Below are 13,862 nucleotides of genomic sequence, written 5' to 3'. Positions count from 1 at the left end.
TTCAATCGTCGGTTATTTAAATTTATATATCCCGGGGTCTTTCGCACAGAAAGCAATATAAAAAATAAACGAGTTGGTTTAACTTTCTTGCAGAAGTAATCTAACAATATTGAATCGTTATAAATTTTCCCCCATTTTATTTTATTGAGCCCGTTAAAATTTGAGAATTTCCTGCTTGCGCCAGTTTATATAAACCGTACGACTTATTTTTTGTTTTTGGTAACTATTCAACAACATCAACACAAAGCTTTATTTTAAATGTCACTACTCTCTTGAAATTCTTCTTAAACCGAAAGGAATATTAATGCTTATTTTGAATGCTAAAGTGGCTCATACTGATTCGATTTATGCCCAACTGGTGCTCCCTTATGAGTTACGTGAAAATAGCCGGTTGCGTACTGCATTGGCGTCAGGAGAGGAAGTGGCCATTTTTACCCAAAGAGGTACTGTGCTACGAAATAATGACCTGCTAAGCAGCGATGATGGACGGGTTGTTCAAATTGTTTCCGCAAATGAACCGACTTATCGTATCACTTGCAATACACCACAAGACCTCTTGCGTTGCGCATTTCATCTTGGAAACCGCCATACGATGACACAGGTAGCCGATGGTTTTTTGCGTATCAACCAAGACAGTGTGTTGAAAGAAATGCTGGAAGGACTGGGCGCTACAGTTGTCGAAGAAGACGCGCAGTTCGAACCGGAATCTGGTGCCTATAGTGCAGGCGGACATCACCATCATGGTGATCACGATCACGATCACGATCACAGCCATAGCCATTCGCATGGACCGCTCGCTCCGATTCCGACACGTCAGAAGATACATCGAGGAATCGATACCAAATGATCCTGAGTGAGAACGTAATACTGTTTAGCAAACAACCAATAAAACGATAGGTATGAAAAGATCGCAACTCTATGCACTTAAATTGCTGGTATCCCTTGCTTTTTTTGGGGCACTAAACCCTGGATATGCTGATGAACCGGACAGAAAGATACGTATTGCCACAACGGTTCCACCTATTACCAATATTGTGGAAAATATAGGTGGCGCTAACGTACATGTGGTTGGAATTGTTCCAAATGGGGTGGATTCGCATACTTTTGAACCTGTACCAGCGGATGCAAAAACGTTGGCTGCTGCAGATATTATCTTTGTGAATGGCCTGGACCTGGAAATACCCACGATTAAGCTGGCTGAAAAAGTTAAAAAAAACGGTGTTTCCATTGTGCAGTTGGGTAACAGCGTTTTGCGAGAGGAAGAATGGCAATATGATTTTAGTTTTCCACGCGAACACGGTCATCCCAATCCCCATCTTTGGCCCAATATTGCTTTGACAATGAAGTATGCTGAAATTATTCGCGATCGTCTGGTTGCGCTCGATTCTCAGCACAAGAACGCCTTCATAGACAATACTTCATTCTACCTGGCCAAATTGAAACAACTGGATGAAGCGATTTTCGCATGCGTCAAATCTATTCCGGAAAATAATCGAAAACTGGTTACGTATCATGATTCCTTTGCTTATTTCGCGCCACGCTATGGTATGAAAGTGATCGCAGCTATCCAGCCGGCAAGTTTTACTGAACCTGGCCCTCGTGAGGTAATACGTATTATCGAGCAAATCAGGCATGAAAAAATTCCGGCTATTTTTGGGTCGGAGGTATTTCCAAGCAAAATTATGGAACAAATTGCACGCGAATCAGGCGCTAAATTTATTGATGAATTATCAGATGACGAGTTGCCTGAAAAACCCAACGATTCTTTTATTGGCATGATGGTTAATAACATGGCGATAATGTCGGAAGCGCTTGGAGGAGATCCGGATTGTGCGGCACATGTCGATACCAGCAATCTTGTTCAGTAAAATAGCAGGATGAATCCTGCGATTAACTTGGTTGATGTAACAGCCGGCTATGAGAGTACCGTCGTATTTTCGAATTTATCACTTGAAATTCATGCGGGACAATTTGCCGGCATAGTGGGTCCGACAGGTTGTGGCAAAACAACCCTGTTGAAAACTATTCTGGGTACCCAAACTGTATTTTCCGGGAAAGTCTTTTTAAACAACCGACCGGTCAATGAAGTTTGCGGTAGAAAAATTGGCTATGTTCCCCAACTAGAAAGTGTCGACTGGAGTTTTCCCGTTACCGTGGAAGAAGTCATCATGATGGGACTTTATGCCAGTAAGCGTCTTTTGCCTTGGCAAAGTAAAGAAGAAAGGGAGCATGTTCATGATCTGGCTGAAAAACTGGGGATTTATAATTGCTTGCGCCAGCATATCGCACATACTTCCGGGGGACAGCGCCAGCGCGCATTTCTGGCACGTGCACTGATCAATAATCCACAATTTTTAGTGCTTGACGAACCGACTTCCGGTGTGGATATCAAGACCCAGCACGAAGTGCTGCATCTACTTGGCGACATTAACAGTCAAGGCATGACGATTTTGCTGACAACGCATGATCTCAATGCTGTTGCCTCGCATTTACCCTGGGTGATTTGTTTTAATCATGGGGTGGTTGCAGAAGGCCGTCCTGGCGATATTTTTACCAATGAGATCCTTGCTAAAACATACGGCAGCGAAATCATCATTATCAAACATGGCGACTATTATTTGATCGCCAATAGCACGCCTTTAAAGCTAAATCGTGATCCTTAATTAAATTGATGCATTTTTTTCTCGAACCGCTCAATTACGCTTTTTTCCGTCACGGCCTACTGGCTGCTGTCATGGTCGGTGCTTTGTGTGGATTAATTGGCGTTCATGTTGTATTAAGAGGGATGAGCTATGTTGGGCATGGCTTGTCACATGCTGCATTTGGCGGTGCAGTCATTGGGTTTGTGTTCAACTTTAATTTTTATGTCGGCGCAGGCGCCATGGGCTTGGTTGCAGCATTATTGATTAATCAGATGACGAAAAATAAAAAGATCAAGTCCGATGCGGCTATCGGTATTGTAACAACCGCCATGTTTGCCCTGGGTGTAGCTATCATCAGTCAACAACGCGCTTTGAATCGGAGTCTTGATTCTGTTTTGTTTGGCAACATTCTTGGTATTACGGATTTCGATTTGATTCTGATTGGATTGGTTACTGCATTGACGATGACAATGATGTTTTTTATGTACAGGCCGCTACTTTTTTCAACTTTCGATAACGAAGCAGCGCAGATTTTTGGCATTAAAACAGAAGGGGTGCAATTATTATTTGCATTGCTGCTGACTCTGTCCATTATCATTTCCATGAACATCGTTGGTGTAACAATGATAGCGGCTACCTTAATTATCCCGGCAATGACAGCACGCATGATGACGGATAGCTTTAGCGCAATGCAATTATATGCCGTTGCTCTTGGTGCTTTGATCGGGATTGGCGGTATGTACTTCAGTTACTCATTTAACATAGCATCAGGTGCAACTATTGTTTTGTTCGGTGCGCTGATATTCTGTTTCGCTGTCTTAATCAGGCATATTCGGGAAAAAAGAATGTTGCAAGTCAATATGCACCGCCACGGCAATTTGATACACTCCCATCCGCGCGAAAAAAGTCATTGCATGCGCACCGGTGTAAATAGAACGCCAACAAAAAATGAGTAAGCTGTTCTGCACCCAGGTTTAGCAAGATGCTTACTGCTGTTGCTGTATAGTGTCTTGTATTATTTTGATATTTAATGTTTACTTTAAAAAATTTTAGCGCTATATTCAGCAACAATAACAAATATGTTCAACGAAATCTAAAAATGATTTGCGTGACTGCCTGTCGGCTAAAACTGTCGATCTTGTTCCACTTTTGACATGCATGCTTCTTAGAAAAGCTGTTGATAACAATTTTTTGATTAATTGCCTCAAAGTGCTTGTGTTCTATCTGTCATCATCAATTAAAGGGAGATTCATGAATGAAGATTAATATTGAGCAGACGTATCGAAAATCCAGACCTGACGGTTGCTTTCTGGGGAATAAACCAGATAATACCTGCTTGAATTATAGACCAAAGAAAAACCACCACATCTTAGTTTTAGCAGTGGTTTTATTTATTGTCACAGTTCTGATATCGAGTGCTCATGCGGATGATTTTAAACCCGATCCCGGTTATACCGAAACAAACGGTGTTGGTAACAGTGAAAAAACTGACTGGTGGCTCCGGGGCAATGATTTCAAATCCAACCATGCCAAAATGGGTGACGTAAAAGTCGGATTTGATAAATTCAGATTTCGAATGGAATACGATGATCATCGGTGGCTAACTATTGGGGCCGGTTATCGCGGTTCCGGTATCTGGGCTCAGAATGCGCAAAACAATTACCGGGATCGGTATAGCAATGACAATGCCCGTATTTATGTTAATGGCCAACTAAATCGTTATATCAAATTTGAGTTTAATACAGAATGTTTCTGGTGTAACAACACACATAAAGGAGATAGTCCGAAAATTCTGTTTACCGTGCTGGATGCGGTTGGAAAATTTGAATACAACCGCTACTTTAATGTCTGGGGCGGACGCATGCTGGTTCCGACAGAACGTGGTGAATTAAGTGGTCCTTATTTCCAGGCAACCCACGATCCTTTTAAAACACCTTTCTTTCCGAGTGACTTTAGTACCCATTTTGGCGCCGGAGGCGCAGGACGGTATGGCCGTGATAATGGTGGAACATTCTGGGGAAGCATTGAACCCGGTGTTATTCCAGGCACATTGAGCTATGCGGGTGGTGTTTACAGAGGTTTGTCTTCAAAGAATAATCTGGGGCCCAATCAAGGAGATGACGTAAAATGGGCAGGCCGTGTAACCTATAATTTCTTGAATCCTGAAAATAATCCAGGTTACTATACCAGCAGTACCTATTACGGCACAGCCGGCGATATTCTTGCTGTGGCTTTTGGTTTTGCTTATCAGAATAACGGGGCAGGTTCCGTAGCCAGTCGAGGCGATTTTCTTGGTCTGGTCACAGATGTGTTGTTTGAGAAAGTACTTCCCGAGAATCTCGGTGTGTTTACTGTTAATGGCGAATACAAGAAGTTTTATGCAAACTATGACACAAGAGCTTTCGCTGATCCGGATTGTTTTTGTATATTTGATGGGCAATCCTGGACCGTTACCGGATTGTATTTGATTCCCACCAAAATCGGAATTGGTCAATTCCAGCCCTATGGCAGATATACCAGCGTTCAGCCTGATAACAGCAGTAACCGTGAAGAAGTCGAGGGAGGTGTGAATTATATTATTGACGGTTTCAATGCGCGCATATCAGCGTATTACCAGTATGGGGACTTGTTTACCAAAGGCTTGAATTATGCACCTGATGCATTTGGCGCAAAAGTCAATGTATTTAAACTGTCGTTCCAGATACAAATTTAGTCGGCACATACTCAGTTCATCAAAAATAGGCTTTTTGATGAACTGACTGCAATTTCCGCCCGAGAGTAGGTTTGACTATTTTGAGTATGAAGAACTCAAAAAAAATCATACAAGAATTTATGTAAGTTTCTGTATTTTGTCTGTTTACTTTGAGCATAATTGAGAGTAAGGTTTGTCTCGAAAGATAATTGAAGAAGCGATTCTTCTCAGAGGTTGTCAAATGCACTGAATGTGTTTACAAAAATTCACTTACACAAATCAAGCATATCGATTTTCCATGTATTCTAATATCCATAAAAAGAAATTATCCGAACAAAATTCGCTTGTTCCTCCAATGAACAAGCTGAGTACAGCGTACATATCACAAGATTCAAAACGCGACAAAAAAACACAGCAGCAACATAATCTGGCGTTATCAATGACAGACAAAAAGCCTGACGCAAGCATTTCACTAGCATTCAGAAAGGAAGAAGGAAAATGCAGATTAGTTGGGCGCGATCATTTTGGCCAATTATACGTACAAAAACCTTTTTATCCCGAAGGTCCTGAGGTATGCCATGTTGTCATTGTGCATCCACCGGGAGGCGTGGTTGGTGGCGACAGACTTGAAATCTCCAGCTATGCCGATGCCGATGCAAATGTGCAGATAACGACACCGGGCGCAGCAAAATGGTACAAAGCAAATGGCCATGTTTCAAATCAACGTGTGCAACTTGATATCAAAACCGGTGGTTCGCTCGAATGGTTGCCGCAAGAAACGATATTTTTTGATCATGCACATGTGGAACTCGATCATAACGTGACTCTGGCAAAAAATTCAACTTATATAGGGTGTGAAATATTTTGCTTTGGCCGTACCGCTTTTGGCGAATCTTTTACGGGGGGTCGAATCAGGCAGCAGGTCAATATAAGCCGTGACGATAAGTTGATTTGGCATGAGCAACTCAATTTAATCGGCGGAAGTGACGGTACCAGAAGTCCGCTCATATTAGCCGGCAAGACAGTTTGTGCAACACTGATCGCGGTTAGCGATAAGACGCCTTCGAACGATTTAATTCAAACATTGCGCGAAGATGCAAGCACTATCGCAAACGGCTCCGGGTATGTCGGGATCTCGCAAGTGAAATCCGTTTTAGTGGCCCGTTATCTAGGAGACACGAGTGAAGTTGCACGCAAAGTCATGTTGAAGATTTGGCACAATTTACGACCAGCTTTACTTGGACGTAAAGCAGAAGTTCCGCGCATGTGGAATACCTAGAGAATACCGGCACGTTGGTAATCTCAGTATATATTTTTAACCCAAGCTTTTGTGATGAGCTATTACTGAGGAGAAGACTATGGACTTAACGCCAAGAGAAAAAGATAAACTTCAAATATTTACTGCAGGGTTACTTGCGGAGAGACGCAAGGCACGCGGTGTGAAACTGAATTACCCCGAAGCAATTGCATTGATTACATGCGCCGTTCTGGAAGGTGCTCGTGATGGACGCACGGTAGCCGAATTAATGTCTGAAGGCGCACGCGTACTGACGCGTGCGGATGTCATGGAAGGAGTTCCTGAAATGATCCACGACATACAGGTTGAGGCAACGTTTCCGGATGGTACCAAGCTGGTAACCGTTCATAATCCAATATCCTAACCACTCATAGAAAGGAGAAGATGAGCATGATCCCAGGAGAAACCATTATCGAAGCAGGTGAAATTGAATTGAACGCCGGTCGCCGAACCAAAACTATCCGGGTTACCAATGCTGGTGATCGTCCAGTACAAATTGGTTCGCATTTTCATTTTTATGAAGTGAATTCAGCACTAAATTTTGATCGACAAGAAGCGTATGGCATGCGATTGAATATTATGGCGGGCACAGCGATTCGATTTGAACCAGGTCAGGAACGTACCGTTGAGCTAGTTGATCTAGCCGGGAGCAGAATAGTCTATGGATTTAACCAAAAAGTTATGGGCTCGCTTGTTTAGTCAAACCACTGATAAAAAACAATCAGAGAATAAACAACCACAGGAAAAACAATCAAGGGGAGCAGAAAAAATGAGTTTTAAAATTTCGCGCCAGGCATACGCCGAAATGATGGGCCCAACAACCGGAGACAGGGTTCGTCTGGGAGATACTGAACTGTTTATAGAAATTGAAAATGATTACACCACATATGGAGAAGAAGTTAAATTTGGTGGTGGTAAAGTTATCCGTGACGGGATGGGACAATCGCAACGTAATCATGCGGACGTCATGGATACAGTGATTACCAACGCGATCATTATTGATCATTGGGGCATTGTTAAAGCAGACGTTGGTATAAAAAACGGCAGAATTGCCGCTATCGGTAAAGCGGGTAACCCTGATATACAACCCGGTGTAACGATGGCTATCGGCGCTGCTACAGAAATTATTGCATGTGAAGGGCAAATACTCACAGCGGGTGCTTTAGACGTCCACATTCATTTTATCTGTCCACAGCAGGAAGAAGATGCGATGATGAATGGTATCACCACAATGTTAGGTGGTGGTACCGGTCCCGCCGTTGGAACATTAGCTACAACCTGCACTCCTGGTCCCTGGCATATTCAATCCATGCTGAGGGCTTCTGATGGAATGGTTATGAATACCGGATTCTTTGGCAAAGGAAATGTCAGTTTGCCGACGCCGAACGAAGAACAGGTGCTGGCCGGTGCATGTGGCTTGAAGCTGCATGAGGACTGGGGTACGACCTACGCCGCAATTGATAATTGTCTGTCGGTTGCCGACAGAATGGATGTGCAGGTCGCCATTCATACTGATACGATTAATGAGGGCGGTTATCTGGAGAATACAATCAAAGCATTCAAGGATAGAACAATCCACACGTTTCATACCGAAGGCGCGGGTGGTGGACATGCACCAGATATTATGAAAGTTGTTGAACTTGAGAATGTATTGCCGTCATCGACCAATCCAACACGTCCTTATACCCGCAATACACTGGACGAGCATCTGGATATGCTCATGGTTTGTCACCACTTAAGTCCAAGTATTCCTGAAGATGTGGCGTTTGCAGAATCACGTATCCGTAAGGAAACCATCGCAGCAGAGGATATTTTGCACGATATCGGCGCCATTTCCATGATGGCGTCAGATTCTCAAGCGATGGGGCGTATCGGTGAAGTCGTTACCAGAACCTGGCAAACTGCACATAAAATGAAAGTACAGCGCGGTGCACTCAAGGAAGATTCAGCCAGAAACGATAATTTCAGAGTCAAACGCTATATCGCAAAATATACTATTAATCCGGCAATATGCCACGGTATCTCGCATGCGGTAGGATCGATTGAAGTCGGCAAATATGCCGATTTAGTACTGTGGAGGACCGCACACTTTGGCGCCAAGCCATCAATGGTGTTGAAAGGTGGCATGATCGCTGCTTCACTGATGGGCGATCCGAATGCTTCAATTCCTACGCCTCAACCCGTTCACTATCGATACATGTTTGGGGCCTATGGAACAGCGCTTAGGAACACCTGCTATACATTTGTCTCTGAAGCCTCTTTGGCGGCAGGTTTGGTCAATCAGCTTCAAGCCGAAAAACCATTGATCGGAGTTAAAAACACACGAGGTTTACGCAAAAAGGATATGATCCATAATGGTGCAACGCCTAAAATGGAAATCGATCCAGAAACCTATGAAGTTCGTGCCGACGGTGAATTGCTGACATGTGAGCCCGCTGAAACGCTTCCACTGACGCAACGGTATTTCTTATTTTAAAAACTGTGCATATTATGTATGCCCGCCAGTGAAAGGACTCAGAATTGTCCTTTTACTGGTTATCTGTGGCGAGTGTTGGCATGATAAACCGAAAAAAACCGAGTATTACTGAATTTATGGTTTTGCGTGAACAACTATAGTGATCAACAAAATCTACGTTAGATGGGTTTTAATAAATCGCTTAATAATGCATTCAGCTTTCTTCAATTCATAGAAAAAAATATAAAGCGTTCGAAAGTAAAAATGGTTAGTGAGAAACAAAACACAGAGCTACTTCGGTTGTTCCAGCTGGTCAGTCCATCGCTACCGATTGGGGCATATACCTATTCTCAAGGACTGGAGGCGGCCATTGAAAATGGCGATGTTAAGGATGAAGAGTCTGCGCATGCCTGGATTGCGGAATCTTTATCGATAGTAGCCGATTTTGAGGCGCCCATATTCTGGCGCTTACTAAAGGCATTTTCAAATCGTGATGAACAGAGTGTTACTTGCTGGACAGAACGTTTTCTTGCGGCTCGTGACACAAATGAGTTTCGCGCCGAAACCATTCAAATGGGGTATTCGCTGAACAAGTTAGTTCTAGACCTAAGAATTGCTGATACATCATTGCAAAAGATCATGTCAAATCAAGTTGAAATTCCATTGCCGACTGCTTTTGCCTATGCAGCGATTGCATTGGAGATTTCACATGAGGCGGCAATGCTGGGGTTATTATTTTCCATTGTCGAGAATCAGGTGCTGGTATGTGTAAAATCTGTCCCGCTCGGCCAGGTTTCAGGTCAGCGGTTACTGATTTCTCTCCATCCGAAAATTGAAGCAATAGCGCATCATGCACAGAATCTGCCAGATAATGAATTGTCCAATTGGGCGCCTGGTTTATCCATACTCTCGATGCAGCATGAAGTACAATATAGCAGAGTTTACCGTTCATAAACAATTATCCTGGAATATAGAATGACACATACATCTAATCCGCTACGTGTTGGAATCGGTGGGCCGGTTGGGTCAGGTAAAACAGCCCTGTGTGAAGTGCTAAGCAAACGGATGCGCGATCACTATGAAATGGCGGTTATTACCAACGATATTTATACGAAGGAAGACCTTGAAATTTTATTACGCGCTGATGCGCTGCCAGCGGAACGATTAATCGGCGTTGAAACCGGGGGTTGCCCGCATACCGCAATTAGAGAAGATGCATCGATTAATCTTGAGGCAATAGCGCGCATCACTCAGGAATTTCCAGATCTTGATCTTGTCCTGGTTGAGTCCGGTGGCGATAATCTAGCATCGACTTTCAGTCCCGAACTCTCCGATCTAACGATATATGTAATTGATGTGGCCGCAGGCGAAAAAATACCCCGCAAAGGTGGCCCGGGAATAACACGTTCGGCCTTACTTGTCATTAATAAAATTGATCTGGCGCCGTACGTAGGAGCAGATTTAGATGTCATGGCAAGCGATGCAAAAAGAATGCGTGGAGAACGCCCATTTGTTTTTACCAATTTACGCACAGGTCAGGGTGTTCAGGAAGTTATTGATTTTATAGTCAAGCAGGGTTTGCTGGAAGAAGTGAAAATTCAATAAAGCAAAAGCTTTCTTGTTATTAGCATTGTTTACAGTATTTACGAGCAAGAGATTTGTTGATAGTGATGTTTTGTTCTTGAAAAAATTTTTCGATAGAAAATCATTCGGAGATAAATATAATGCAATGGTCAATGAAAATAGACATGGCGTTGCCAAAGCCCATTCGAGTAGTCTTAAGGGGCGTAGGTCAAGTATTTTTTTGCGGTAATGCTGTAACCGGATTAATTTTTTTAATCGCACTTTATATCGGTGGTTTAACCGCTGGACTTGCGGCTACAGTCGGTGTTGTGACGAGTACGGTTACAGCGTACTTATTAGGTTTTTCTGAAGATGATATCGATGCAGGCTTATATGGATTTAACGGGACACTGGTTGGACCCTGCTTATTTTTATTTCTTGAGAACACACCGCTGTTATGGGTCTACGTCGTTCTTGCTTCCATTTTGTCGAGCGTCGTGCTGGCAGCTTTGATCAGGATTCTTGCGCCCTATAAAATACCTGCATCCACTTCCCCTTTTGTGCTGACCTGTTGGATGTTTATAGCGGCAGTTTATTCATTTGACAGTCTCTCACGTGGTCCTGTCCTGCCTTCACCAGAAATTCCTGCGGCAATAGCAAGCGCCGAGCTTCCTGCAGGGGCCTGGCTTTCATCCATGACGGATGAGACAGCCGAACTATGGTATGTGGCATTGACCAAAGGTGTTGCAGAAGTCATGTTTGCTGATAATGTGCTGGTCGGCATCTTATTTCTCATTGGAATTGCAATAACTTCATGGCGCGGCGCCTTTATGGCGTTATGTGGAACATTTGTTGGCGTATTGATGCCGATACTACTTGGCGCAAGTCAAAATCTTATAGAAATGGGTTTGTACGCATTTAACCCTGTATTAACCATGATGGCGGTTGGATGGGTTTTTCTCAAGCCTTCGACCGGAACGGCAATCCTAGCGCTCATAGCCGGGATTCTAACTGTCATCTGCCAGGCAGCTTTGGCTAATTTCCTGATGCCCATTGGTTTGCCAACCCTTACGTTCCCATTTGTGCTCGTTATGTGGATGTTCTTATTTGCAGCAAGTATGTCGAAACACTGGTCAGATTAACGATTAAAACTTGGGGGATTGTCAGCGCGAAACGCATGGCCAGATCCCCCAAAAATCGGTTCCGTAAATTTTAGTTATGCGACCAGTCTGACTTTACCTGTTTCCAATTGGTACACGCCGCCGACAACCTTTAATTTCATGCTGTCAACCAGTCTGCTCAGAATTGGTGGTTGTTTCCTTAATTCTCTAACCGTTAATATAACATTCATTCTAACGATATCGTCATACCTATTGGCGGCAACATAGTCTGGTTTTCTGGGTACTGCTCTGACAGCCGGGGTTAAAGCGGTAGCTATGGATTGTATATGGCCTGGAAACTGTTCATTATTGTCTGTTGCTTCTATAGCAGCCTGAACTGCGCCACATTTTTCATGGCCCAATACCATTATTAGGGGTACATGTAATACGGCAGTCGCATACTCAAGTGTTGCAATAAAATCGGTTGTTAAATAATTGCCTGCCACGCGCGCAACAAACAGGTCGCCGCGTTGTTCGTCAAAGCAGAATTCTGGGCTTACCCTGGAGTCTGAACAGCTCAACACACATGCATACGGATTTTGCCCGCGCATTAAATCCAGACGCTCGTTACTGAAATTGAGTGGTATCGATTGGCCAGAAACATAACGCTCATTACCCTTCATCAGGCGTTCTAACGCGGCTTCAGGCGATAGAACGTTTTCAGGTAAAGGTGGAGATTCGATAACACCGGAAGTGGCATGAACGCTTCCCATAGGCGCAAGTCCCATTCCGAACATTGATGCGGTGGCTAATTTTAGAAAAGAGCGTCGTTGCTGACTATTTTGTTTGACACTACTCATATGATTTTCTGCTTCGCACATGTTTTTTCCTATTAATTAAATCTGTTGCACTATTTGATACTTCCATGCCAAGATTAGTTTCACATTTATGTTTGCATAAATGCGGCAATTGAATAAAAAATCAAATTAACGGATTGCTGTGAATATGTGATGATGATTCATGCATATGCTGCTCTTCTCTGATTTCAACCGGAACCATAAAGAGCTTGCCATGCCGAACGCCACGAGTGGCAATTATCTGATTGGCAAAATTAGTAACATTTTGTATGGTTCCGCGCAAAATTGCGACTTCGAGACAGTTAAAATGGTCCATATGGACGTGTACGCTGGATAATGTCAAATTATGATGATTGTGATGAGTTGATGTTATCCGGTTTGCTAAATCGCTTTCATGATGATTATAGATGTAGCTAAGCGAAGCAACGCAGTCACCACTACTATCACTTTCAAGGTGCTCAGTCTCAAGCAGCTTGCGAATCATGTCGCGCACAGCTTCAGAGCGGTTGGTATAGCCTCTTGATCGCACCAACTTATCAAACTGTGCTGACAATTGGTTATCCAGTGAAATAGTAAAGCGTTTCATACAAGTAATCCTAGAAATGTATAGAATTAAAAAACGTACATAATGATTCCCAAACTGTGTGCCTACTTTTTATGCTTATGCGATATAAAACGGCAATTGAGCAAGTTGATAATCTAGTCCTTAATTTTGAAGAGCGATATCTTTTCTAAGTGTAACAGAGAACCGAAAACTGGGTTGTAATACATTGGCTATGGGTTTTCAAAGTTTAACGCCATAGTGGTTGAGCACTAAAACCATTAGCCAATAACTAACAACGGTAAGCGCCATAGAAACACTCACACTCAAATAAAAATTGATATCTTGTTTTAATAACAAAGGTAATGTTATAAAAAAAATCAAAGACGGCAGCACCAGCCAAAAAACGCTCGTTGCCAATGCCGATACTTTTGCTGTGTCTTTGGTATCAATATATAACCAGAACATTGCAAGCAGGGATATGAGTGGAATGGACGTTAACAAAGCACCCATGAAAGTGCTTCGTTTCGCAATTTCAGAAATTACCACAACAAGAACAGCCGTTAATGCGATCTTGGTAAGATAATAACCCATCGATTTAACCTAAATGCCATTTTTCTTGGCTAGTTCAAAGGTTTCGGAATCGTTGCATTAATCGCCATATCATTAGTACCCATTAAAATAATCAGTAGCACAAGTGACCGGACCAAGAATT

At 43.1% G+C, this 13,862-nt stretch carries 15 protein-coding genes; 12 read left to right on the top strand and 3 right to left on the bottom strand.

Translation table 11 applies throughout. The annotated features are described in order from the left end of the window. Positions 1-304: 304 nt before the first annotated feature. From ureE to yut, 12 genes are all read left to right on the top strand, one after another. Positions 305-847: an urease accessory protein UreE gene (ureE, locus tag MRK00_03935; protein MDR4516524.1), complete on the top strand. Its 543-nt coding sequence runs from the start codon at positions 305-307 to the stop codon at positions 845-847. Positions 848-899: 52 nt separating this feature from the next. Continuing rightward, on the top strand, positions 900-1,868 hold the full coding sequence (locus MRK00_03930) for a metal ABC transporter substrate-binding protein (protein MDR4516523.1): 969 nt from the start codon (positions 900-902) through the stop codon (positions 1,866-1,868). 9 nt (positions 1,869-1,877) lie between these two features. After that, positions 1,878-2,663, top strand: a complete 786-nt coding sequence (locus MRK00_03925) for a metal ABC transporter ATP-binding protein (GenBank protein MDR4516522.1) — start codon at positions 1,878-1,880, stop codon at positions 2,661-2,663. Positions 2,664-2,671: 8 nt separating this feature from the next. Beyond that, positions 2,672-3,598: a metal ABC transporter permease gene (locus MRK00_03920; GenBank protein MDR4516521.1), complete on the top strand. Its 927-nt coding sequence runs from the start codon at positions 2,672-2,674 to the stop codon at positions 3,596-3,598. Between the two features lie 299 nt (positions 3,599-3,897). Further along, positions 3,898-5,355 (top strand): hypothetical protein, encoded by a 1,458-nt coding sequence (locus tag MRK00_03915; protein MDR4516520.1) that lies wholly within the window; start codon positions 3,898-3,900, stop codon positions 5,353-5,355. A gap of 418 nt (positions 5,356-5,773) precedes the next feature. Continuing rightward, a complete protein-coding gene (locus tag MRK00_03910; GenBank protein MDR4516519.1) occupies positions 5,774-6,613 on the top strand; it encodes an urease accessory protein UreD in 840 nt (279 codons plus the stop codon). Between the two features lie 79 nt (positions 6,614-6,692). Continuing rightward, a complete protein-coding gene (gene ureA, locus MRK00_03905; protein MDR4516518.1) occupies positions 6,693-6,995 on the top strand; it encodes an urease subunit gamma in 303 nt (100 codons plus the stop codon). 26 nt (positions 6,996-7,021) lie between these two features. After that, positions 7,022-7,330, top strand: a complete 309-nt coding sequence (locus tag MRK00_03900; GenBank protein MDR4516517.1) for an urease subunit beta — start codon at positions 7,022-7,024, stop codon at positions 7,328-7,330. Between the two features lie 70 nt (positions 7,331-7,400). Next, on the top strand, positions 7,401-9,107 hold the full coding sequence (ureC, locus tag MRK00_03895) for an urease subunit alpha (GenBank protein MDR4516516.1): 1,707 nt from the start codon (positions 7,401-7,403) through the stop codon (positions 9,105-9,107). Between the two features lie 162 nt (positions 9,108-9,269). Beyond that, a complete protein-coding gene (locus MRK00_03890) occupies positions 9,270-10,040 on the top strand; it encodes an urease accessory protein UreF (protein ID MDR4516515.1) in 771 nt (256 codons plus the stop codon). Between the two features lie 21 nt (positions 10,041-10,061). Further along, complete coding sequence (gene ureG / locus MRK00_03885; protein MDR4516514.1) at positions 10,062-10,691, top strand: urease accessory protein UreG; 630 nt, start codon at positions 10,062-10,064, stop codon at positions 10,689-10,691. 119 nt (positions 10,692-10,810) lie between these two features. Then, positions 10,811-11,791 carry an urea transporter gene (gene yut / locus MRK00_03880; GenBank protein MDR4516513.1) on the top strand — a complete coding sequence of 327 codons (981 nt, stop codon included), beginning with the start codon at positions 10,811-10,813 and terminating at the stop codon, positions 11,789-11,791. Between the two features lie 74 nt (positions 11,792-11,865). Here the strand turns inward: yut and MRK00_03875 are convergent, their stop codons facing one another. The 3 genes from MRK00_03875 to MRK00_03865 all read right to left on the bottom strand — a co-directional run bounded on the left by MRK00_03875 (position 11,866) and on the right by MRK00_03865 (position 13,741). Further along, on the bottom strand, positions 11,866-12,630 hold the full coding sequence (locus MRK00_03875) for a carbonic anhydrase (GenBank protein ID MDR4516512.1): 765 nt from the start codon (positions 12,628-12,630) through the stop codon (positions 11,866-11,868). Positions 12,631-12,730: 100 nt separating this feature from the next. Beyond that, entirely contained in the window at positions 12,731-13,192 is a 462-nt protein-coding gene (nikR, locus tag MRK00_03870) for a nickel-responsive transcriptional regulator NikR (GenBank protein ID MDR4516511.1), read from the bottom strand. A 198-nt stretch (positions 13,193-13,390) separates the two neighbouring features. Beyond that, positions 13,391-13,741, bottom strand: a complete 351-nt coding sequence (locus tag MRK00_03865) for a DUF3147 family protein (GenBank protein MDR4516510.1) — start codon at positions 13,739-13,741, stop codon at positions 13,391-13,393. Between the last annotated feature and the right edge of the window lie 121 nt (positions 13,742-13,862).

Origin of the sequence: Nitrosomonas sp. (assembly GCA_031316255.1) — a bacterium.
Taxonomy (GTDB): domain Bacteria; phylum Pseudomonadota; class Gammaproteobacteria; order Burkholderiales; family Nitrosomonadaceae; genus Nitrosomonas.
Note: the sequence above shows the minus strand (reverse complement) of the source record. Positions and strands in the feature narration are given on the sequence as shown.